At 53.4% G+C, this 24,002-nt stretch carries 13 protein-coding genes and 1 pseudogene; 13 read left to right on the plus strand and 1 reads right to left on the minus strand.

The window, feature by feature from the left end:
- The first annotated feature begins 97 nt into the window (after positions 1–97).
- The 13 genes from BM035_RS16320 to BM035_RS16380 all read left to right on the plus strand — a co-directional run bounded on the left by BM035_RS16320 (position 98) and on the right by BM035_RS16380 (position 23,650).
- Positions 98–307, plus strand: coding sequence for a helix-turn-helix domain-containing protein (locus BM035_RS16320; RefSeq protein WP_008174223.1), 210 nt, complete (start codon positions 98–100; stop codon positions 305–307).
- The gene (locus BM035_RS16325) at positions 304–918 is read left to right on the plus strand and encodes a DUF1819 family protein (RefSeq protein ID WP_092033186.1); all 615 of its coding nucleotides are present in this window, start codon (positions 304–306) and stop codon (positions 916–918) included. The genes BM035_RS16320 and BM035_RS16325 overlap by 4 nt, the downstream gene beginning before the upstream one ends.
- A 17-nt stretch (positions 919–935) precedes the next feature.
- Positions 936–1,526 carry a DUF1788 domain-containing protein gene (locus BM035_RS16330; protein ID WP_092033212.1) on the plus strand — a complete coding sequence of 197 codons (591 nt, stop codon included), beginning with the start codon at positions 936–938 and terminating at the stop codon, positions 1,524–1,526.
- Positions 1,527–1,569: 43 nt separating this feature from the next.
- Positions 1,570–5,151 (plus strand): BREX system P-loop protein BrxC, encoded by a 3,582-nt coding sequence (gene brxC, locus BM035_RS16335; protein WP_092033189.1) that lies wholly within the window; start codon positions 1,570–1,572, stop codon positions 5,149–5,151.
- Positions 5,152–5,191: 40 nt separating this feature from the next.
- Complete coding sequence (locus BM035_RS16340; RefSeq protein WP_092033191.1) at positions 5,192–6,862, plus strand: ATP-binding protein; 1,671 nt, start codon at positions 5,192–5,194, stop codon at positions 6,860–6,862.
- A gap of 74 nt (positions 6,863–6,936) precedes the next feature.
- On the plus strand, positions 6,937–8,103 hold the full coding sequence (locus BM035_RS16345) for an AAA family ATPase (protein ID WP_217646358.1): 1,167 nt from the start codon (positions 6,937–6,939) through the stop codon (positions 8,101–8,103).
- The gene (locus tag BM035_RS16350) at positions 8,100–8,633 is read left to right on the plus strand and encodes a hypothetical protein (RefSeq protein WP_092033194.1); all 534 of its coding nucleotides are present in this window, start codon (positions 8,100–8,102) and stop codon (positions 8,631–8,633) included. The genes BM035_RS16345 and BM035_RS16350 overlap by 4 nt, the downstream gene beginning before the upstream one ends.
- Before the next feature lie 4 nt (positions 8,634–8,637).
- On the plus strand, positions 8,638–12,111 hold the full coding sequence (gene pglX, locus BM035_RS16355; protein ID WP_092033196.1) for a BREX-1 system adenine-specific DNA-methyltransferase PglX: 3,474 nt from the start codon (positions 8,638–8,640) through the stop codon (positions 12,109–12,111).
- Entirely contained in the window at positions 12,108–14,606 is a 2,499-nt protein-coding gene (gene pglZ, locus BM035_RS16360; RefSeq protein ID WP_092033199.1) for a BREX-1 system phosphatase PglZ type A, read from the plus strand. The genes pglX and pglZ overlap by 4 nt, the downstream gene beginning before the upstream one ends.
- Before the next feature lie 12 nt (positions 14,607–14,618).
- Entirely contained in the window at positions 14,619–16,679 is a 2,061-nt protein-coding gene (gene brxL / locus BM035_RS16365; protein ID WP_092033202.1) for a BREX system Lon protease-like protein BrxL, read from the plus strand.
- Positions 16,680–16,689: 10 nt separating this feature from the next.
- Positions 16,690–19,122: an AAA family ATPase gene (locus BM035_RS16370; protein ID WP_092033204.1), complete on the plus strand. Its 2,433-nt coding sequence runs from the start codon at positions 16,690–16,692 to the stop codon at positions 19,120–19,122.
- The gene (locus BM035_RS16375) at positions 19,119–20,363 is read left to right on the plus strand and encodes an exonuclease SbcCD subunit D C-terminal domain-containing protein (RefSeq protein WP_092033207.1); all 1,245 of its coding nucleotides are present in this window, start codon (positions 19,119–19,121) and stop codon (positions 20,361–20,363) included. The genes BM035_RS16370 and BM035_RS16375 overlap by 4 nt, the downstream gene beginning before the upstream one ends.
- A gap of 11 nt (positions 20,364–20,374) precedes the next feature.
- Positions 20,375–23,650 (plus strand): AAA family ATPase, encoded by a 3,276-nt coding sequence (locus BM035_RS16380; protein WP_092033209.1) that lies wholly within the window; start codon positions 20,375–20,377, stop codon positions 23,648–23,650.
- Positions 23,651–23,860: 210 nt separating this feature from the next.
- Here BM035_RS16380 and BM035_RS22410 read toward each other — a convergent pair.
- Positions 23,861–24,002 (minus strand): annotated as a pseudogene (locus BM035_RS22410) (ISNCY-like element ISMaq5 family transposase); the annotation flags it as partial.

Genomic DNA, 24,002 nt, shown 5'->3' on the forward strand with positions numbered 1-24,002 from the left:
TATATTGATCAGTCAATGTAGTGTAGGGCTGTTCCGCCCATGAGACCGTGCCGCCTCAGATAAGGTGGCAACACCATCGCCCATAGGAAGCGAAAACATGGCCGAGATGGAAGATCGCTGGTTATCCGTAGACGAAATAGGCAAGCACCTCGGTGTCAGCAATGACACCGTGTACCGCTGGATCGACAAGCATGCAATGCCCGCCCACCGTATGGGGCGATTTTGGAAGTTCAAAAAAGTCGAAGTGGATGAGTGGGTCAAGGGCGGTGGAGCCGCCGAGACGAGCAAGGGCGAGCGTTCCGAATGACCCTAGGCCGGTATCGTATCTCCTTCACGTCCGGCAGCCTGTACCACCGCGAATCGGTGAAACTGGCCGAACTGTACCTGCCGCTCCGTGACTGGGACGAGGTGCGGGCTCAAGCTCTGCATGACAACCTGCTACAGGCCAGAACGGAAAGCACGGCAAAGCGCACCTGTAGAGAGGCGATTGCACGCCTGAAAACGTTGACCGAGAGCGAACTGACTTTCCTGGTCGAGGCAAACCACCAGGACCAGGCACATCTCCTGTGGGTTGCCGTGTGCCGCCTTTATCGCTTTATAGCGGACTTTGCGGTGGAAGTGCTACACGAAAGGTTTGTCGCGATTAAGCTGGATCTCAGTTTTGAGGATTTCGATGCATTCTATAACCGTAAATCGGAATGGCATGACGAACTGGATAATGCCAGCGCCTCAACGCGCGATAAATTGCGACAGGTCCTGTTCAGAATGCTGCGGGAGGCAGGGTTGTTAGCTAAAGACAAAACCATAAACGCAATACTGCTAAGCCCCAGGCTGGTTGAGTTGCTGCGTCAGAACAATCCTGACGAGTTTTTTTACTTCCCAGTCTATGAATCCGATATCAGGGGGATGTCAGCTTGAGTAAGGACATTGCCAAAATGCCGATGCAGGAGCGACTACAGCACCTGTTCAGCGTGGTTTCCGGCCAGCGGTTCCTGAACAAACAGGGACTGGGCAATGAAGTGCCTTTCTTCATCTGCCCCTACCGGCCTGAAGAAGCGGTCGAAATGGAACGTCTTCAGCGGCAGTTGGTTAACCGGCTAGAGCAGGCGGGCATCCGGATCCTGAGTATCAATCTGTACGACCTGGCCGTCGATATCTTGAAAGAAAGAGACATCTGGGAGCAGGTGTTGGAGCTCGAGCCCACGGTCTCAAAGGATCAGCTGAAAGAACTGCTACAGGGAGTGCTGGATCCGGAAGCCCATTTGGTGCCCGCTATTGCGGCAAAACTCCAGTCCGTTGAGTTTGACGTGCTGTTTCTCTCAGGGGTGGGCGAGGTTTTCCCCTACATACGCTCCCATAACGTGCTCAACAACTTGCAGAGCACCGCCAAAGACCAGCCAACGGTGATGTTCTTTCCGGGGTCCTATAACCACTCGCTGGAAACTGGTGCATCGCTGGATCTGTTCGGCAGGTTGCATGACGACAAGTACTACCGTGCGTTCAACATCTTTCATTACGAAGCCTGAGCGGACGATGCGATTCGAGGCGTAATCATTAAGGGAAAGTACAATGACATTGAAGAATATTTTTCTAAAGCCCGTTGACCGCCCCATTGAAGGCGTTATCAAAGCCGACGATGAAGCCAGTCTTCGCCTCGAAATTGAAGAATACGTACTGACCAACGAAGTCGAGAAACGCCTCGAAGAGTTCCTGGACGCCTACAATAACTACGAAGGGGCGAACGGGGTCTGGGTATCCGGCTTCTTCGGCTCAGGTAAGTCGCACCTCCTCAAGATGCTGGCCCTTCTGCTTGAAAACCGGGAGATGGACGGTGCTACAACCCTGGACCTGTTCCTTCCCAAGTGCAGGGAGAATGAAATTCTCCGGGGCGACCTGAAGCGAGCTGTCTCAATTCCGGCGAAGAGCATTCTGTTCAACATCGACCAGAAAGCCGATGTCATCAGCAAAACCCAGATCGATGCGCTTCTGGCCGTATTTGTTAAAGTCTTTGACGAAATGTGCGGTTATTACGGCAAACAAGGGCACATTGCCCAGTTTGAGCGCGATCTGGACGGCCGTGGCCTGTACAAGCAGTTCAAAGCCGAGTACGAGGCCATTGCTAGTCGCTCCTGGCAGAAAGGCCGGGAGCAGGCCCTTCTGGAAGGCGCGAATATCGCCAAAGCCTACGCTGCTGTGACCGGTGGCGACCCGCAGTCGGCAGCGGGCATTCTGGACAAGTACCGCAGCGAATACCGCGTTTCAATTGAAGACTTCGCGGACAACGTGAATGCCTATATCGAGAAGCGGGCAAAAGAGGGTGGCCACAAAGAGTTCCGCCTGAACTTTTTTGTGGACGAGGTCGGCCAGTACATTGCCGACAACACCAAGCTGATGACCAACCTGCAAACCATTGCCGAGAGTCTCGCCACCAAGTGTCGGGGCCGGGCCTGGATCATTGTCACCGCCCAGGAAGAAATGAAAAACGTGGTGGGCGAAATGGGCAAACAGCAGGGCCACGACTTCTCGAAAATTCAGGCGCGGTTCAATAACCGCATGAAGCTGTCCAGCGCGGACGTGGCGGAGGTCATCCAGAAGCGCCTGCTGACCAAGACCGAAGAAGGCGTCAATCAGCTATCGGACGTCTACCACGCGCAGGCGAACAACTTCAAAACCCTCTTTGACTTCGCGGATGGATCGGCTACCTACCGGAACTTCCGGGACAGGGACCACTTCATCCACAGCTACCCCTTCGTCCCCTACCAGTTCGCGCTATTTCAATCAGCGATCCAGAATCTGTCGCAGCACAACGCCTTCGAGGGTAAACACAGTTCAGTCGGTGAGCGCTCCATGCTGGGGGTTTTCCAGCAGGTGGCCATCCACATCGGCAACCATGAGGTGGGCCAGCTGGCCACCTTTGACTTGATGTTTGAAGGCATCCGCTCTGCATTGAAATCACAAATACAGCGGGCGATTATTCAGGCCGAGAACCACCTCGATAATGCCTTCGCAATCCGGCTGCTGAAGGCCCTGTTCCTGGTCAAATATGTCAAGGAATTCAAGCCTACGGTGCGCAACCTATGCGTGTTGATGCTCGATGCCTTCGATCAGGACTTGCCGGCACTTCGCACTAAGGTCGAGGAAGCCCTGAGCCTTCTGGAGCAACAGACCTACATACAGCGCAACGGCGACCAGTATGAGTACCTGACGGACGAGGAAAAGGACGTCGAGCAGGAGATCAAGAACACAGAGGTTGAGTCATCGGACGTTGCGGACGAACTGGAAAAGATCATATTCGACTTTGTCGTCAAGCTGCGCAAAATCCGCTATGACGCCGGTTCCTCCCAGAATCAGGGGCAGGACTACTCTTATTCGCGCAAACTGGATGATCGGCTGCATGGGCGTGAATACGAGCTCTCGATCAATGTCATCAGCCCGTTCCACGAGCATACCGACAATGAGCAAATGCTCCGTACGGCCTCAACCTACAAGGCGGACGAGCTGTTCGTGCTCATGCCGTCGGACGAGCGCCTGGTGCGCGATCTGCTCATGTTCAAGCGCACCGAAAAGTACATCAAGCAGAACATTTCCGTTACTCAGCAGGAAGCTGTTAAGCGGATCCTGAATGACAAGGGCTTCCAGAACCGTGAGCGCGAGGCCAGGCTTCGGCAGCAGGTTCAGACGCTCATTGGCAAGTCCAAGTTGCTCATCGGTGGCGCGGATGTGGAAGTGGCGAATGAGGACTCCCAGACCCGCATTATTCGGGGCTTTCATGAGCTGATTTCGCGGGCTTACCCCAACCTCCGCATGTTGCGCGGCGTTTCCTACACGGAAAACGACATCAGCAATTGCCTCAGCCGTACGGACGATGGTCTCTTTGGTAATGACGCCACGGCCCTGGCGGAATCCGAACAGGAAGTGCTTGCGTTCATTCAGAGCAACAACCGGGGCGGTGTCCGCACCACCCTCAAGAGCCTGCTGGAAAAGTTCGAACGCAAACCCTACGGCTGGTATTACGCCGCGATTCTCTGCACGCTGGCCAACCTTTGTGCCCGTGGCAAGGTGGAAGTTCGTCTCGACGGTAACATCCTGGAGGACAGCGAGTTGGAGCGCGCCCTGCGTAACACTCACGGCCACGGCAACGTGGTGCTGGAACCGCAGATTGAGTTCACCGCCTCACAGGTCCGGGCCCTCAAGTCGTTCTACGAGGACTTCTTCGACAGCCCGCCCCGCAGCAGCGAAGCCAAGGCCCTGGGTAAAGAGGCCGGCGAAGCCTTCCAGGACATGTACCACGACCTGGATCGGCGGATAGCGCAGGTCGATCAGTACCCGTTTCTCAATGCCTTGAAGCCTGCCCTGGTAACGCTGAAAGAAGTCGCCGGAAAGCCCTACACCTGGCACCTGACGGAACTGGGCAAGCAGGAAAACCAACTGCTGGACCTGAAAGAGGATGTCATCGACCCCATCCGCAAGTTCATGGGAGGCTCACAAAAAGACATCTATAACCAGGCTCGGTCCCTCCTGCAGAGCCAGGAACCCAACTTCATCTATGTGTCCGGGGACGAGATCGAGCAAATCCGCACCATCCTGAACGATCCCAGCTGCTACAAAGGGAATCGTATTCAGCAGCTCAAGGGCCAGCTGGATAGCCTGCAAGAGCGGATCGATGAGAAAGTGCAGCAAACCAGAGCTCAGGCAGAAACCTCCCTGAAGACCATGCAGGAACGCATGCAGAGCATGGACGAATATCAGTCCCTGCCGGAGCCGCGTAAGGATGAGCTCAATAAACCATTCCGGGATCTGGTCGATTACATCGGGCAGGAGCGTTTGATTGCCGTGATCAAGGATCGAACCCGATACTTTGAAGAAGAAGGGTACCAGAAGCTGCTGGGCAAAATGGTGGCGCTGGCCAATCAGAAATCGGCACCGGCAGACGACTTCCAGCAGCCTCCGGGTAGTCAGGATGAGGACGAGAATAGGGGGCAGTCTCACGAGATCAAGGAATCGGCAACCGACTACGTCCACACTCGCAACCTTCGTGTCGCGTTCGACAAGGCCTGGTTGGCCGACGAGGGGGATGTGGACCGCTATCTGAATGCCCTGCGCGAGGCCCTGCTGGTTGAAGTCCAGCAAGGCCGCAAGGTCCAGATCTAAGCGTGCCGAACCGTCTAACCGGTCGATGTTGGGGATAGCCATGCACAAAGCCGAACAGGAAATCCGGGCGCTCATTCGCGGTGGCGAAAGCCTTGCCGTCGAGTTCAAGAGCGACGTCAAAAGCCTGCCGGACCGGGATCTGGTAGCTGCGGTGGTGGCCCTGGCTAACACCGAGGGCGGCGACCTGTTCCTGGGCGTTGAAGACGATGGCACCCCGACTGGGCTGCATGCCAATCACCGCAACCTCGCCGGCCTGCCGGCACTGATCGCCAACAAGACCATCCCCTCGCTGGCCGTGCGCGTTGAGGCCGTGGAGCTGGAAGGACAACCCATCGCCAGAATCCAGGTGCCCAAATCCCGGCAGCTGGTGTCCACCTCGGATGGCCTTCTACAGCGTCGTCGCCTCAGAATGGACGGTAGTCCGGAGGCCGTGCCCTTCTACCCCCACGAGTTTGTTCAGCGCCAGTCAAGCTTGGGGGTAACCGACCCCTCGGCCTTGCCGGTGGAAAACCTGGCGGTTGAAGACCTGGACCCGATTCAGCGCATCCGAATCCGAAACGCCATCAAGAAATACGGCGGCGACCAGAGCCTGATGCCCCTGGCGGACGATGAGCTGGACGGCGCCCTGGGGCTGACTGTGAGCGTGGGAGGCAAGCGCCGCCCCACGGTTGCAGGCCTGTTGCTGCTGGGGAACGAAATGCAGCTCCGGCAACACCTACCCTCCCACGAGGTGGCCTTCCAGGTGCTGCGCGGTACCGATGTTCTGGTCAATGAGTTCTACCGCAAACCGCTGCTGGAGACCTTCGAAGAGGTCGAAGTGCTGTTCCGGGCCCGGGTGGAGGAAGAGGAGATTCAGGTCGGGCTGTTTCGAGTTCCCATCCCCAACTTCGACCGCCGGGCCTTCCGGGAAGCCTTTGTGAATGCCCTGGTTCACCGCGACTACAGCGCCCTGGGCGCCGTACACGTCAAACTGGACGATGACGGCCTGAGCATCAGTAATCCTGGTGGTTTTGTGGAGGGTGTCAATCTGGACAACCTGCTGGTGGTCGACCCCCGCTCACGTAACCCATTGCTGGCCGACATCATCAAGCGTATCGGCCTGGCTGAACGCACAGGCCGGGGCATCGACCGGATTTTCGAGGGTATGCTTCGCTACGGGCGCACCGCCCCCGACTACTCCATGTCATCCGCTCACACCGTCTCCGTGCGCATGAGCGCAGCGGACGCAGACGCCGAATTTCTGCGCATGATCGTCGAGCGCGAGGAACAGACCGCCGCCGCCATGCCCATCGACAGCCTGATTATCCTGTCCCGGCTGCGCAATGAGCGGCGCTTAAGAACGGCGGACCTGGCCAAATCCGTGCAAAAGCCCGAAACCGTGGTTCGGGGCACCCTGGAGAAACTGGTGGAAGCCGGCATGGTGGAAGCTCACGGCACCGGTAAGGGCCGCACCTATACCCTGAGCGCCAAGGTGTATCGGGGGGCGGGGCAAAAGGCCGCCTATGTGCGCCAGGCGGGCTTCGATGCCATCCAGCAGGAGCAGATGGTGCTGAATTTCATCGATACCCACGGCAGCATTAAACGAGCGGATGCCGCCGATCTGTGCCATATCAGCCCTTTCCAGGCCACTCGGCTGCTCAACCGCTTGAAAGACAAGGGCGTGATACGCCCGGTAGGCCAGGGGAAAGGGACCCGATATGAGCGAAGCTGATAAAATACGTGCGGCGCACGAAAAATGCGAGCGGATGCGAGCGCTGCGCGTATTTTCGCGTGCAAGTGAGGGCAGTGGCCGACCGGGTGCTGGGTCAGGGGATAGTGAACAATCGGGAAGTAATGATGATAGACCGGCTTGAACTCAAAAATTTTACGTCATTCGGTGATCTGGACATCGATTTCTCGTCCAAGATCAACGTAATCATTGGTGAAAACGGTACCGGCAAAACACAGTTGCTGAAAGCGCTGTATTTCGCCAATAAATCGCTTGCGCTTCGAGATGCAACGTCCGAAGAAATGCTACGGCTTTATCGGCCCTTGAGCAACTCTCTGAAAGGGCTAGTTGGTGATGATGGAAAATCGAAGGCAGAGCTTTCTTGTCAGCTCGCAAACGGCCAAGTCTTACATGTCAATTTTTCAGCAAACTCAAAGCACTTGGCAACGGAGAGATTTGTCAGCACGCCAGTAGTGGGAGAGCCAAATTTCATCCCTGTAAAAGAGGTGCTTTCTTTAATGAAAGGCATCTTGGCAAGTAAAGGGAATAGCGAAACTTTACAGGCTCTATTTGACCAGAGCTACCTCGATATTGCTAAAAAGCTGGCAAAAAAGCCCCCCTTCAAATCAGAAGATAAAATCGACCAAGACCCAAGATTTGGTTCGATCTACCTTAAACTCATTGAGCTACTTGGTGGACGATTTAACGTTTCGGAACTTTCCGGAAAGGTGGCCATTGCATTTCAAACTGGACATTATGAAAGGGTCAAGGATAAAGAAAGTAAAAACTATAAACAGTTGACATTCCGTGCTAGCCGCCGTGATTCAGCAGACATGACGGCGGAAGGCCTACGTAAATTAGGCACCTTACAGCTTCTGCTTGAAAATCATGAGCTTGATCCTGGTCGAAGCGGGGTGCTGCTATGGGACGAACCAGAATCCAATCTTAATCCGAAGCTCATGAAGTTGGTCGTGGAAGTACTATTTGAATTGGCACGAAACGGACAGCAAGTGGTAGTGGCAACCCATGATTACGTTCTGCTCAAGTGGTTTGACTTGCTCCTAGACAAAGGCAAGGAGGACCATGTCCGCTTCCACAGCTTATTCCGCGACTCTGAAAGCCAAGAAATAAAAGTGTCGTCAGTTGATGACTATCTAGACATTGCCCCAAACCCCATAGATGAAGCTTTCGGTTTTCTCATCAATCAGGAGATTGAAAATGACATGGGAGGCCTTGGCAAATGAAGGTTGTAGCTGCTGACGGCTTTGAGTTCCAGTTCACTGATGCATTGGATGCGTTTGTGTTCGATGAAAAAGACCGATCAAAACCTACATTTCATGGTGCCCCTATGAAAGGGGTCGACATTGTTGCCGAGTTTGAAGAGGCCTATGTCTACGTAGAGTTAAAGGACTATGACGATCCGTCGATCTATGATGTCCGAAATGCGGCAAATGATGAGCAGAAGAAAGCAAGGCAAGCTAGTTTTAAATGGTTAAAGAACTACCTCAAGTATAAATTCCGAGATTCTTATCTCTATAGACACGCCGAACAAAAAGTGGATAAACCCGTCCATTATGTCTGTCTTCTCACTTTTGAGAACGCCCTAAATGGCCATATGCAAAAGTCATTGAAGCAGGAGCTGCCCGTGGGTAGGGCTTCCTCGCGCTGGGTTCAGTCACTGGCCACCAGCTGTCATGTCGTCAATCTTCAAAAGTGGAACGAAAACTTCCCGAAATGGCCTGTTACACGCTTGGCGGGTGCTGAAGGAGAATAACCAGATGGAAACTGCAAAACTTAAAAAGTTCGCCCAATTCGCTCGTCGCAGCCTCCTCGAACAGGTTACAGCCAAGCTCAAGCTGGTATTGGCCGACGAGAGTCCCGCCCGGCGAGAAAGGCCACAGGCGATTAAAAAGCTGGAAGAGGCGATAGCCGACCAAGGTAAAGAGCAGGTTATCGAGCGGGTGGCCTACATCTGGTTCAACCGCTTCTGCGCCCTGCGTTTTATGGACGTGAATCGTTACAACCGCATTGGCATTGTTTCCCCTGCTGAGGGGCAGTTCCAGCCCGAAATCCTGGCGGATGCCAAAATGGGACATATCGATGAAGACATGGTGGCGGAGCCAACCCGCCAAAAGATCTTCGCCCTGCTGGATGGCAAAACACCCAGTCAGGACCCTCAGGGTGAAGCCTATCGCCTGCTGGTCGTAGCCGCCTGTAACTATTGGCACAGCGCGATGCCATTCCTGTTCGAACGCATTGACGATTACACCGAGCTTTTGATGCCAGATGATTTGCTTTCGGGTAACTCCATTCTGGCCTACACCCGCGAAGCCATGACGCCGGATGCCTGTGAAGATGTCGAGGTGATCGGCTGGCTGTATCAGTTCTATATCTCCGAGAAGAAAGACCAAGTATTTGCGGATCTCAAGAAGAACAAGAAGGTTACTCCCGAGAATATCCCGGCGGCGACCCAGCTGTTCACACCGCACTGGATCGTACGTTATCTGGTGGAGAACTCTCTGGGGCGCTTCTGGATGCTCAACCGGCCAGACTCAGGCCTGATTGAACGGATGGATTACTACATCCAGCCGGAAGAACCCGAGACTGATTTCCTCCGCATCAGTAGTCCGGAAGAAATTAAGGTTTGCGATCCAGCCTGTGGCTCAGGCCATATGCTGACTTATGCCTTCGATTTGCTGTATGCCATTTATGAGGAGGAAGGCTATGAGTCCGCTGAGATTCCGGCCAAGATTCTGACCCATAACCTTTACGGAATTGAGATCGACGAACGCGCTGGAGAACTGGCCGCATTTGCGCTGACCATGAAGGCGCGAGCCAGACAACGCCGTTTCTTCCGAAAGCCCGTGCAGCCGAATATTGTCGTTCTGGAGAACGTGTCCTTTACCGAATCCGAGATGCAAGATGTAGCTACTCTGGTAGGTAAAGATCTTTTTACTGACGAGCTGCGCGAGACTTTATGCCGGTTCGAACAGGCAAAAAATTTCGGTTCACTGATAGTGCCGAAGCTAACTGATCCATCCCAAACTCTGAGCGTTCTTGAGGACGGAGGCCTTTGCGACGATATACTGCTAAAAGAAGTTCAAGCGCGCCTCGTCGCCGTTCTCCGAATGGCCGAGGTGCTCTCGCCCAAATACCATGTGGTGGTAGCCAATCCACCGTATATGGGGCGAAGGGGTGGGATGAATGATGTTCTGAAGAAATTCATCAACGACTTCTTCATTGAAGGAAAAGCTGATCTATACGCAGCCTTTCTGAAAAGGGCTTCCTTGCTCGGCGTTGAGCGATCACTGCATGGGCTCGTCACCATGCAAAGCTGGATGTTTCTCTCATCGTACAAGGGAATCAGGGAACTATTGGTTCGCAACCATACGATAGATTCAGTGCTGCATCTTGGGCCGAGGGCTTTCCCTGAAATCGACGGGGAAGTCGTGCAAGTTGCAGCTACATCGTTCTCAAAGCTACGGAATCTTGACAATAAACCGATATTCATCCGTGCAGTAGATAGAACTGCCGAGGAAAAGTCGCAGGCGCTAAAAGATAAACGCAACTTTTTTTCTAAGGTGAGCCAGCTAGAGTTCTTGGGTATACCTGATTGCCCGCTTCCATATTGGCTTCCCGAGAAACTTATCGCCCTCTTTGGACGATCAAAAAAGGTAGAAGACTACTCAGATCAGCGCCAGGGCCTTGCAACTGGAGATGATGACCGATTTCTTAGAACATGGCCGGAGGTTTCCAGTGCTCGAACTAACTGGGATGCGGAGAAATTTCCTGACCAAGCCTTTCCATGGTTTCCATTCATTAAAGGCGGTAGCTTTCGGCGCTGGTATGGAAATAATGAGCATGTCATTAAATTTGACCAGGAAAGTTTTACTGCGTTATCCCAGCAGGGAAACTGCCTGCCAAGCAGATCATATTATCTAAGAGAGTCTGTCGTTTGGTCAGATATTGCCGGATCAGCATTCGCTGCAAGATTCAACCCTCAAGGGAAAGTTTTTGCTACTGGCGCACTGAGCGCTTTTCCATCCCAAACGCCTATTTCTTCGCTGCTTGGCTACTTCAATTCTAATATCCACAAGGAGGTTATGTACGCTCTTAGTAGCGGAATGCATTACAGCGTGGGCTATGTCGATAAATCGCCATACCTTCACAGTGATGTACCGCACTCGCGCGTTGGCGAGATAACTAAAATTTGCGTCGCTCTCTCAAAATCTGACTGGGACTCCTACGAAACATCTTGGGATTTCACGAGTTCTCCGCTGCTTACGTTGGATCACCGGGCCGAGACGCTGGAGGCCAGCTATACCCTGCTACGCACCAATTGGCAACGCATGACAGAAGAGATGCAGAGATTAGAGGAAGAAAATAGTCGCATTTTCATCGATGCCTATGGCCTGCATGACGAACTATTCCCCGAGGTGCCGCTTGAGGAAATCACACTTACTTGCAACCCCGCCTACCGCTATGGGGTAAAAGGCTCTGAGGAAGACCGGGAAACCCGCCTGTGTGCTGACACCATGGTTGAACTCATCTCCTACGCTGTGGGTTGTATGTTCGGTCGCTACGCTCTGGACAAGCCGGGCCTGATTCTCGCCAATCAGGGTGAGACTATCGCGGACTACCTGAAGCAGATCCCAGAGCCGAGCTTCCCGGCGGATGAGGATAATGTCATCCCCATGCTCGATGGTGACTGGTTCACCGACGATATCACCGAGCGCTTCCGTGAATTCCTGCGCATCGCCTTTGGCGAAGAGCACTATGCGGAAAACCTCCGCTTTGTCGAGCAGGCGCTGGGCAAAGACATTCGTAAGTACTTCCTGAAGGACTTCTATAACGATCACGTGCGCCGTTACAAAAAGCGCCCCATTTACTGGCTGTTCTCCTCTCCCAAGGGCTCATTCAATGCGCTGATCTATATGCACCGCTACCAGCCTCACACCGTGGGCACGGTGCTGGAGTATCTGCGCGATTTCAAAGATGAAAAGCTGCAAGCTCGGAAGAACCATCTGGAAGCCGTCAGCATCAGCGCCGGGGCCTCGCAGGGTGATAAGACCAAGGCCCTGAAAGAGATCGAGAAGATCAAAAAAATCCTCGCCGAGCTGGATGACTACGAGCGGGATGTGCTCTACCCCCTGGCTACCGAGCAGGTGGAAATCGATCTCGATGACGGGGTTAAGGTCAACTATCCGAAATTTGGCGACGCCTTGAAGAAGATTACCGGGTTAAGCCAATGAGTGGCCGTATTAGCCAGGCTTTGAGCCGACTGTTCGATAAGCACCGCATCGTGTTCTGGTACGACGCCAAGCAAGAACTGCGTAGCGAATTCGAGGCGGTTTCCATTCCTGACGTTGAAAAGGCCGAAATCGCCAACAACGAGTATGGCCTGAAATATCGCATCCTGCGGGAGGCACCGGAACAGAAATTCTTGCTGTACAAGGATGGGCCGCAACCAGAAGATCTGGACAATTGGTTGCTGGACGTACAGCTGGCCCAAGGCGAGTTCCGGACTGACCAGGTGGCTATCTGGCTGTCCGAATTGGATCTGGGCCTGGAGTTTGCCGGAGTGGCCCAGGCCCACGCGGAGTTTTTCCAGGCAATAAAACGCAAGGATGCGTTGAAGAAGCTGCTGAAACCGGACGACACTGCCGGTCAGCTGCGTCTGAAGATGCTGGCTGTATGTGCCGGTAGTGAGCCCCGCATGGACTCGGTGGTGGAAACCCTGCTGCAGCAATTGGCGGAAGACCGTGATGATGGCATCCGGCTGGTTGAGCGCTGTGGTCTGGACAGCTTCCTGTGGGAGCAGCTCACCCGCTTCTACGGCTACGAGGCCAGTGAACCCAGCCTGCGCGACTTTGTGATCGAGCTGTTCAAGTCCTGCTACGCCATGGGCACGGATGGCGAGGTCAAGTTGACCGGCGACGCCCTGGTGTTCCTCAAGCGCTGGAAAGACAGTCGGCAGTTCGAGCAGGGGTTTGAAACCCTGTCTGCCGAGTGTGCCGAGGTGCTGGGCATTGAGCAGGATCTGGGCAAGCGGGACTTCCGGGACCTGGTTGAGTTGGACTACTTCCGGCTGATCGACCAGAAGATTATCAGTGACTTGGTGCGGGCGGTGGTTGGCCGCACGGTCACCAGCGGCGATGTGGCGCTGTGGGTGCGGCAGCGGCGTCAGGGCCACTGGTACGGGGAGTTCCGCCACCTGTATGAAGCCATTGAGTTTGCTGCCCGCTTTGTCCAGATGCTGGGTGAGGCTCGTCTCACCATGGACAGCGTCTCTGACGGCGTTCAGCGATACAGCCGTTCCTGGTTCCAATTGGATCAGCTCTACCGCAAGTTTACCTACCATGTGCGCATGTCCGGCCAGGCCTCGTTGATGGGCGAGCTCAGTGAGCAGGTGGAGAACCTGTATTCCAACAACTACCTGCTTAAGCTGGGCGATGGCTTCCAGGTTCACGTGGATGCCGCGCCGCGCTGGGAGGCCTATCCGGTCGTTCAGCAAAAGGCCTTTTTCGAGCACTGGGTTCGCCCGTACTTGCGCAAGGACAAGCGGATCTGTGTGATCATTTCAGACGCCATGCGCTACGAGATTGGTGACGAGCTGCTCGGCCTTATCCGGCAGGAAGATCGCTACAGCGCGGAGCTTGAACCGGCGCTCTCGACCCTTCCCAGCTATACGCAGCTTGGCATGGCGGCGCTGCTGCCCAACAAGTCCTTGGCGATCGCCGACAACGATACCGGAACGGTACTGGTGGATGGCCAAAGCTCACAGGGTACCGTCAACCGTACCAAAATCCTGCAGGCCGCCCTGGCTGGGCGGGGTCAGGCCGTGAAGGCGGAGGATTTTATGCAGCTTAACCGGGACGACAGCCGGGAGCTGCTCAAGGGTAATGACGTGCTGTACATCTACCACAACCGCATCGATCACACCGGCGACAAGATGCATTCAGAGGGGCAGGCCTTTGAAGCCGCAGAACAAACCCTGGATGACCTGATTCGTCTGATCAAGAAGCTCACGGCGGCCAACGCCAACAACCTGCTTATCACCGCTGACCATGGCTTTATTTACCAGAACCGTGAGCTGGATGAGAGTGACTTCCTGGGTGACGTCGTTTCTGGCGATGATATTCGCTACCGGGACCGTCGGTTCGTGCTGGGTAAGGGGCTGTCCGCCTCTCCGGCCTTCCATCACTTCTCGTCTGAGCAGCTTGGGCTGGATGGCGATATGGAAGTGCAGATTCCCAAGTCCATCAACCGGCTGCGCCTTAAAGGTTCTGGCAGCCGCTTTGTGCATGGCGGCGCATCCCTTCAGGAAGTTGTGATTCCGGTCCTGAAGGTCAACAAGAAGCGCCAGAGTGATGTCAGCGCCGTAGAGGTGGACATTCTGCGCGGGGCCAGCTCGGTGATCACTTCCGGCCAACTGGCGGTCACCTTGTATCAGTCCGGGCCGGTTACCGAGAAAGTACAGCCTCGCCACCTGCGGGCCGGGATTTATACTCAGGATGGGGAGTTGATTTCGGACAGTCACGAACTGTCGTTTGACCTGACCTCGGAGAACCCCCGCGAGCGGGAGCTTCAGGTGCGCTTCGTGCTGAGCCGAAAGGCGGATGAGGCCAACGGCCAGGAAGTTTTCCTGAAGCTGGAAGAACAGCACGCCGGTACCTCCCACTACAAGGAATACAAGTCGCTCAGGTATTTGATGCGGCGGTCTTTTACCAGCGATTTTGATTTCTGAGGGTTATAGCCAATGAGCACGCTTGACCAAAAGATCAACGAACACTTCCCAGGGCTGGTGGTGCGCAAAGACCTGGTGAAAACGGTCAAGGGCAATGCCATCGTCCCTTCCTATGTGCTGGAGTATCTGCTCGGCCAGTACTGCGCCACCAACGACGAGGCCACGATTCAGACCGGTATCGAGACGGTCAAGGAGATTTTGGCCAAGCACTATGTCCACCGGAACGAGGCCGGTCTGGTGCGCTCGAATATCAAGGAAAAGGGGCGCTACAAAGTCATCGACAAGATCAGCGTGGCCCTGAATGAGAAGACGGATGCCTATGAGGCGCAGTTCTCCAACCTGGGAATCAAGAAGGTATTGGTGGATTCTGGTACCGTCAAGGCGCACCCCAAGCTATTGGTGAGCGGCGTCTGGTGCATTGCGGACATCGAATACGTATTTTCAGAAGACCAGAACGCCAGCCCGTGGATTCTCTCTACCCTCAAGCCGATTCAGCTATCGCACTTCGACTATGACGCCTACGTTGCCGCGCGGCAGCAGTTCAGTACCGATGAGTGGATTGACCTGCTGATACAGAGTATCGGCTTTAACCCGGAGATGTTCGGACGGCGCAGCAAGCTGACGCAACTGGTCCGCTTGATTCCGTTTTGCGAGCGGAACTACAACCTAATCGAACTTGGTCCCAAGGGGACGGGCAAATCCCACGTTTACTCCGAATTCTCGCCCCATGGGATCCTGGTTTCCGGTGGTGAGGTCACTGTACCCAAGCTGTTTGTGAATAACTCCAGCGGCAAGATCGGCCTGGTGGGCTACTGGGATTGCGTGGCCTTCGACGAATTCGCCGGCAAACAAAAACGCGTCGATAAAGCTCTGGTCGACATCATGAAGAACTATATGGCCAACAAGTCCTTCTCCCGGGGCGTGGAAACCTTGGGCGCCGAGGCGTCCATGGTGTTCGTGGGCAACACCCGGCATACCGTGCCTTACATGCTGAAGCATTCGGACCTGTTCGATGAGCTGCCGGACAAGTTCTACGATTCTGCCTTTCTGGACCGAATCCACTTCTACATCCCCGGGTGGGAGGTCGACATCATCCGGGGCGAGATGTTCTCCGACGCCTATGGCTTCGTGGTGGACTACCTTGCAGAAATCCTGCGCTCGATGCGGAACTACGATTACTCCGACCAGTATAAGGAGCACTTTACCCTTTCTTCGGATATCTCGACCCGTGACCGGGACGGTATCAATAAGACCTTTTCCGGCTTGATGAAGATTCTGTTCCCCCAGGGGGGAGCGACAAGGGAAGAGGTGGAAGAAGTGCTGCGTTTTGCCATCGAGGGGCGCAAGCGGGTCAAGGACCAGTTACAGCGGATCGATACCACCTACGGCGAAGTACGTTTTTCCTATCAGGATCAACAAGGCCAGGAAATACTGGTCACCACACTTGAGGAGGAAGAGTACCCAGGCTACTACCACCAGACAGTGTCTACCCCTGAGGAGGGGGAATTAGAGCCCGAGCCTACAACAGACGTTAAAGGTGGCGAGCCCAAAGAGCCCCGCGCCTCTGAACCCGTACTGGAGGAAAAGCACCTGACCTTCCAGGAAAATCAAAAAGGCATCTCATTCGACGGTTTGTTTGGCGCATACCTGAAAGGAGCCAGTGAGATCACCGTCACAGACCCCTACATTCGGCTTTTCTACCAGATCCGCAATTTCATGGAGTTTCTAGAAGCCATCGTGAAGAACAAGGCCGAAGAAGATGAAGTGGCGGTTCACCTCGTCACCGTCCGGGACGAGTTCAAGGGTGACCTACAAGACGAGAGTTTTGAAAAAATCCAGGAATCCGCTCGCACCGTGGGCATCGACTTCACCTGGGAGTTTGATGAAAGCGGCACCATTCATGCCCGTCATATCGTTACGGACCACGGCTGGAAGATTTCGCTGGATCGGGGGTTGGACATCTTCCAGCACTACGAGATGAATGAAGCCTTCGCGTTTGCCAACCGGTTGCAGCAGTTTCGGTCTAGCAAGGCCTTTGAGGTGACGTTTATCAGGCAAGAACAAAAAGATTAGGGGGGACGAGATGAGCGGCGAGGTAAAGAGAATAGAATCGATCAAAGGCATGGCGGTCTTTCAGGACTTTCGATGGGCTTCATCTGTAAGGGATGAAGGCAATAATGTTGCTGAATTTAGAAAAATCAACATTTTATATGGCCGAAACTACTCCGGGAAAACAACTTTATCACGGATTTTTAGGGCTCTCGAAACCGGTTCAGTCTCCGACAAATATAGCTCACCTGAATTTCAGCTATCTTTCAATGGCGGCACCAATGCCACGCAAAACTCATTGAATAGCCATGGCCAAGTGGTTCGGGTTTTTAATGAAGATTTTGTCAGAGATAATCTGCATTTCATCGTTGATGACGAGCAGGCCATAAACTCGTTCGCCATATTGGGAGAAGATAATGCCAAGCTTGAGGAAGAGATAGAAAAGCATGAAGCTGAACTCGGAAGCGAAGAGGATAATTCAGGTCTGCTTGGTGACCTCCTTGGTGCTGAGGATGAGTTCAAAAAAGCCAAAAAATCCCATGGCGATAAGTCGACAGAATTAGAGACAAAGTTACGGGATAAAGCCAATAAGGCAGGCTCGGGAATTAAGCACAACAAATCGTTTGGCGATGCCAACTACAATGTTCCCAAAATTAAAGCAGATATCGCTACTGTTACCAGAGATACTTATTCCCCGCTTACTGATGAACAGGTAGACCAATTTCATGACCTTCTCAGAGAAGAACCCAAGCCGGAAATCCCAGAATCATCATCCTTTAACCTTCAATATTCCGCGATAGCATCAAAGGCTAAAGATTTAATTGAAAAAAAGATTCAGGCATCTGACCCGATTCAGGAATTACTAAACGATGCTGCATTGGCGACATGGGTGAGGACTGGTCGCGAGCATCATCAAGGGAAAAGAGACAAGTGCGCATTTTGTGGTAGCGACCTGCCGAAAGATTTATGGGAAAAACTGGACAAGCATTTCAATCAGGAGTCTGAAGAGCTTCGGCAAGCGCTGGATAACCTGCTTGGATCGATTGAACGTGAGAGGTCACGACTTCCCAGTCTACTGAAAATCAAGAATTCGGATTTCTATTCTAACTTCACCATGGATTTGGATTCGCTTTCAGAACAGTTATCAGCTAAATCCGCTGCTTATTGTGAAAGCTTGGATTCTATTAAAGAACAGGCCGAAAAACGAAAAAATGAAATCTTCACTCCTCTAACATTTGATGAACCTGAGTCCGTTGAGGATTCTTTGAATGCGGTTAGAGATTCATTTGAACAGCTCAGGAAAAAATCAAATGAGTTCACTGCTTCGCTGAGCGAGGATCAATCGGAAGCACGCGCTTCCCTCCGCCTTCATGAAGTTCATACATTCATTAACGACATAAAATATGAAGAAGAATGCACATCCATTGATACTTTGAATGCGGCAATGGGAAAAGCACAGGAAGCTAAGAATGCCGCAAAGGAAAAAGTCGATTCCAAGCGAGCAAAGATCAATGAGCTCAAGGCTCAGCTGAAAGATGAAAGTAAAGGCGCTGACCGGGTAAATGACTATTTGAACAATTTCTTTGGGCACCAGTCACTTTCACTCAAAGCCATTGAAGAAAATCCCGGAGATACTTCATCAGGATACCGGTTTGAAGTAACACGCAACGGCAAGCAGGCATTCCACCTAAGTGAGGGTGAATGTAGCCTGATAGCTTTTTGTTACTTCATGGCAAAGCTTGAGGATATTGAGACCAAAGGTAATCAGCCGATTATCTGGATCGATGATCCCATTTCCAGTCTGGATGCAAACCATATCTTTTTTGTCTACAGCCTTATCAATGCTGCAATTGTCAAACCGAAAAACTTTTTGCAGCTATTTATCTCCACACACAATCTCGATTTCTTGAAATACCTAAAGAGAATTTCCAATGATTATAAGGGTAAAGGAGATAAGCGGATAAAGGTGCGTGAGTTTTTTATGGTGGAGCGTTCGGGCGATGCAAGTCAAATATGTCTAATGCCCGGATACCTGAAAAACTATGTTACGGAGTTTAATTATTTATTTCATCAAATTTATAAGTGTGCAACTGCTGAATCTATTGATGACGGAAATTATCATGAGTTCTATAACTTTGGGAATAATGCCAGAAAATTTTTGGAAATATACCTCTATTACAGATACCCCAATGGCATTGAAGGCGATGACAAGTTATTAAAGTTTTTTGGTGAAGATAGCATTCCAGCAATATTTACGGATCGAGTTAATAACGAGTATTCACATTTGTGTGGCGTATTTGAGCGTGGTGCCTCTCCAATAGAAGTTCCCGAAATGAAAACCGTTGCTCAGCAGATTATTTCGAAGGTCAAGGATGATGCTGATCAGTATTCAGCTCTTCTCCAAAGTATCGGGGTAAAAGATGATCTGTTGGAGAAGGACTTTAACAAGACGCAGGAGGCTGGATGAAAATCCTCCACACATCCGACTGGCATATAGGCCGAACTCTTTACGGCAGAAAACGTTACGAGGAGTTCGAGTCCTTTCTGACCTGGCTGGTGGAGACGATTCAGCAGAATGAAATCGATGCTCTGCTGGTGGCCGGTGATGTCTTTGACACCAGCGCTCCGAGCAATCGTGCCCAGGAGCTCTATTATCGGTTCCTGTGCCGGGTGGCTGCCTCATCCTGCCGTCATGTTGTCGTTATCGCGGGCAACCACGATTCACCATCTTTTCTCAATGCCCCTCGGGAGCTGCTCAAAGCGCTGAATGTCCACGTGGTCGGCAGTAGCTCTGAGTCCCTGGAAGACGAAGTGCTGGTGCTCCGCAGTGAGCTGAACGCTCCGGAGCTGATTGTTTGCGCCGTGCCCTACCTCCGGGACAGGGATATCCGGGTGGCGGAGGCGGGTGAGAGTGTCGAGGACAAGGAGCGGAAACTACTTGCGGGGATCCGGTCTCATTACGCCGAAGTCGCTGCCTTAGCTGAGCAGAAACGTGAGGAACTCAGAGTGGATATTCCCATTGTGGCCATGGGGCACCTGTTTACTGCCGGCGGACAAACCGTCGATGGTGATGGTGTACGCGAACTCTACGTTGGCTCCCTGGCTCATGTGACGGCCGGGATTTTTCCAGCGAGCTTTGACTATCTGGCGCTTGGACACCTCCACGTCCCTCAGAAGGTGAATGGCCTAGAGACCATCAGGTACAGTGGCTCCCCTTTGCCCATGGGGTTCGGGGAGGCAAAACAGCAAAAGAGCGTTTGCCTGGTTGTTTCTAATCATGAAGAGGGCCAGGGCAAGCCGCCATCCGTGCAGCTAATCGACGTGCCAGTGTTTCAAAAGCTGGAGCGCGTTAAGGGTGACTGGGAGAGCATCTCAAGCCGTATGCTCGAGCTGTCGGCAACAGACTTTCAAGGCTGGGTCGAAGTCATCTACGAAGGTGAGGAGGTCATTGGCGACCTGCGCGAACGTCTGGAGACCGCCGTCTCTGGCACTGGAGTGGAGATCCTCCGGATCAAAAACAACCGCATCATCGACCACGTGCTGGGACAAATCCATGAAGAGGAGACACTCGACGACCTGGACGTGAACGACGTGTTCGAGCGCTGCCTAGCCGTTCATGAGGTGCCTGAAGACCAGCGGCCTGAACTGCTACGGGCCTACCAGGAAACTGTTTCGTCTCTCTATGAAGACGACGTGAAAGCGGAATAGAGAGGCTGTCGATGAGAATACTGCAGGTACGCTTCAAAAACCTGAACTCCCTGGTAGGCGAGTGGGAAATCGACCTGATGCACCCGGCCTTCGCGGCTGACGGCATCTTCGCCATTACTGGCCCGACCGGCGCGGGTAAAACTACGATCCTTGATGCTATCTGCCTTGCCCTCTATGGGCGGACGCCTCGCCTGAATAAGGTTACCAAGAGCGGAAACGAAATCATGTCCCGGCAGACCGGCGAATGTTTTGCCGAGGTGACTTTCGAAACCCAGAGTGGGCGTTACCGCTGTCATTGGAGCCAACATCGGGCGCGCAAGAAGCCGGATGGCGAGCTCCAGGCTCCGAAACATGAAATTGCCAATGCTGACTCCGGCGAGATTTTCGAATCCAAGATGAGAGGTGTAGCCGACCAGATCGAGTCGGCTACCGGTATGGACTTTGATCGTTTTACCCGTTCCATGTTGCTGGCCCAGGGCGGCTTCGCCGCTTTCCTTCAGGCGGCACCGGATGATCGGGCACCGATACTGGAGCAGATAACGGGCACAGAGATTTACAGTGAGATATCGATCCGTGTCCATGAGCGGCAGCGCGAAGAGCGAGAAAAGCTGAACTTACTCCAGGCTGAAACGGCAGGCATCGTGATTCTAGAGCCGGAGCAGGAACAAGAAATTTCACATACACTCGGGACAAGGCAGAAGGAGGAGACAGACCTTGCCGCCAAGTACTCCGACGCCGGGAAGGCCATTGCCTGGCTCTCCATCATCGATGGATTAAAGAAGGAAATCGTCAATCTTGCCGGTGAAGAGAGCAAACTGAAAGTCGATATCGAGGCGTTCAAGCCGGATCGTGAAAGGTTCAACCGGGCTTTGAGTGCCGCCTCGCTTGATGGCGTATATGCGACGCTTACGGCCACCCGCAAACAGCAGGCAGATGACAAAGAGGCATTGAAAACTGGGGAAGAGGCTCTCCCTGGATTGGAATCTTCCGCAAAGGAGCAAGCCGAGACGATGAGCGCGGCTGAGCAGCAAACCGCTCGGGCCAAAGAAAAGCTGAAAGCGGCCGTTCCGATTTTGCAAAAGGTTCGCTCCCTCGATCAGAGGCTTGCCGATCAGGAAAAGGCCGTTACGACGGGTGATGAGGCCTGCAAAAAGGATTCGGTAAAGATTGACGCAGATACACAAACCCGGCTCAAGGAACAGGAGAAGCGTATTAAGGCCCAGCAGGCGTTGGAGCTTGTTGAAGGGTATCTCAAGGAGCATGCCCGGGATGAATGGCTGATCAGCGGCCTGGCCGGTGTTGAAGAACAGTTGAAAGGCCTGATCTTAAGGCAGAACGAAGCCCTTCAAAAAGAGAGCGATCAAGAAAAGGCCGAGAACGCTTTGAAACAGGCGGCAACGTCACTCGACGACTGCCAGAAGCAATCCAGCATTCGGAAGCAGGAACTGGAGGACGCATCAAAGCAGCTTCAGCAAGGCAAAGATGTTTTGAGCCAGTTACTGGGGGGCCGCTTGCTGCGCGAATACCGCACGGAGAAGGAAACTCTGCTGCGTGAAATGGCCTTCCTGACCAAGATAGCGGAGCTTGAAGATCACCGGGCGAAACTGGAAGACGGCAAGCCCTGCCCACTTTGTGGTGCCACCGAGCATCCCTTCGCGGAAGGGAATGTTCCTGCCTCTGATGAAACTGAACAGAAGATCGAAACGCTGACCAAGCTGATCAACAAAGCGGAGGATCAGGAAGCCGCCATCAAGAGACTTGAAGAGGCTGAAAACTTGGCCCGTAATAATCTGACGGAGGCGGAAAAGCTGGAGTCAGCGGCGGCTAATGACAAAAAGGCTGCCGAAAGAACACTTACCGAGGTAAAGGGCAGCTTGGAAAAGCTCCGTGCAGACTTTGCCGAACGCAGGCAGGCCGTTTCCTCCAGGCTCCTGCCACTTGGTATTGAGAACATCCCTGAAACGGACATTCCATCGCTGCTCGAGACCCTCAAAGCACGGCTGAAGGAATGGCAGGCCCAGGTTAAGAAGAAGGCGGACATCGAGAAACAGGTTGCCGACCTCGACAGTGAGATCAAGAGACTGGATGCGGTTATCGAAACCCAAAGCACTGCTCTGGCCGAAAAACGGGAGCGCCTGGAAACACTGAAAACGGAATTTGCCGCAGGAAATGATGAGCGCAAAGCACTTTACGACGACAAGAATCCCGACGAAGAAGAGCGTGGTTTGAATAAGGCGGTATTTGACGCCGAAGGTGCCGAGAGGCAGGCCAGAGATCAGCATAATCAACTACAGCAAAGGTGGCATACCGCAAAGGCCCATGTCGAATCCCTGAGAAAGCGGATCGACCAGCGAGAGCCGGAACTGGGAAGGATGGAAACTGATTTCTCCGCAGCACTTACGCCAGTTGGTTTTTCAGATGAAGAACAGTTTCTGGGAGCCAGATTGACCTCTGAGCGGAGAGGTGAGCTGACGGTTAAGGCCAATGAACTGGATGAGCGTCAAACAGATCTGAAAGCCAGGCAAAAGGATCGGGAGACGCGCTTGGCCACAGAAATGGCCCGAAAAGTGACCGACAAATCTCTGGAAGAGCTCGAACCCCAATTCAAGGAGTACGAGGAGTCTCTGAGGGAATTGCGGGACATCATTGCCGGTCTCAAGCACAAGCTGAGTGAAAATACGGCCGCCAAGGAGCGGATAAAGGAGAAGCAAGCGGCTATCGAGGCCCAGAGCAAAGAGTGCCGCCGTTGGGAAAATCTGCACGAACTGATTGGCTCCGCAGACGGCAAGAAGTATAGGAATTTTGCCCAGGGGCTGACCTTTGAAATGATGATTGGCCATGCCAACAGACAACTACAGAAGATGACCGACCGCTACTTGCTGGTCCGTCACGATGCTCAGCCTTTGGAGCTTAATGTGGTTGACAACTACCAGGCCGGAGAGATTCGGCCCACGAAGAATCTCTCCGGTGGCGAAAGCTTTATCGTCAGTCTCTCCCTGGCTCTGGGTCTGTCCCATATGGCCAGCAAGAATGTCCGTGTGGACTCGCTGTTCCTGGATGAAGGCTTTGGCACACTGGACGATGAAGCCCTCGATACCGCCCTGGAAACTCTTGGAGGCCTGCAGCAGGACGGCAAGCTGATCGGCGTTATTTCACACGTGCCTGCTTTAAAGGAGCGCATCAGTACGCAGATCCAGGTAACGCCTCAAACTGGAGGCAGAAGCCAGATATCGGGGCCGGGATGCAGCGGGTTGAGCGCTACGGAACGGGCCGTAGAGGCAGGTTAATTAGTGCCCATCCAGAAACCCGCATTTTCAGCCAGTTTAGCTCACCTCCAGGAGTGGAGGCTGAGCTGCGTGCCTTCAAAAAAATGAAAGCAGCTAAATATTGGTAAATGTGATCATTATTTGATCGACTGGCTCGCGTTCAAGCCACGGGCGGGCACCGCACGACTGCTCATGCGCCCTGTTTACAGATGTTCAGTCGGAACCGGTCGGCTAATCCGGACCGAGTCGGGCCAACCGCACCAGGTTGTAGCTCAGAACTGAGGCCCAGACAAACGCTTTGAAACCATCGTGACCTTTCCACTTCGCTTTCGCGGCTCCGAAGGCCCGTTTCAGCTCCGAGATGTTGCCTTCG

The sequence above is a fragment of the Marinobacter sp. DSM 26671 genome (genome assembly GCF_900112835.1).
Lineage (GTDB): Bacteria > Pseudomonadota > Gammaproteobacteria > Pseudomonadales > Oleiphilaceae > Marinobacter > Marinobacter flavimaris.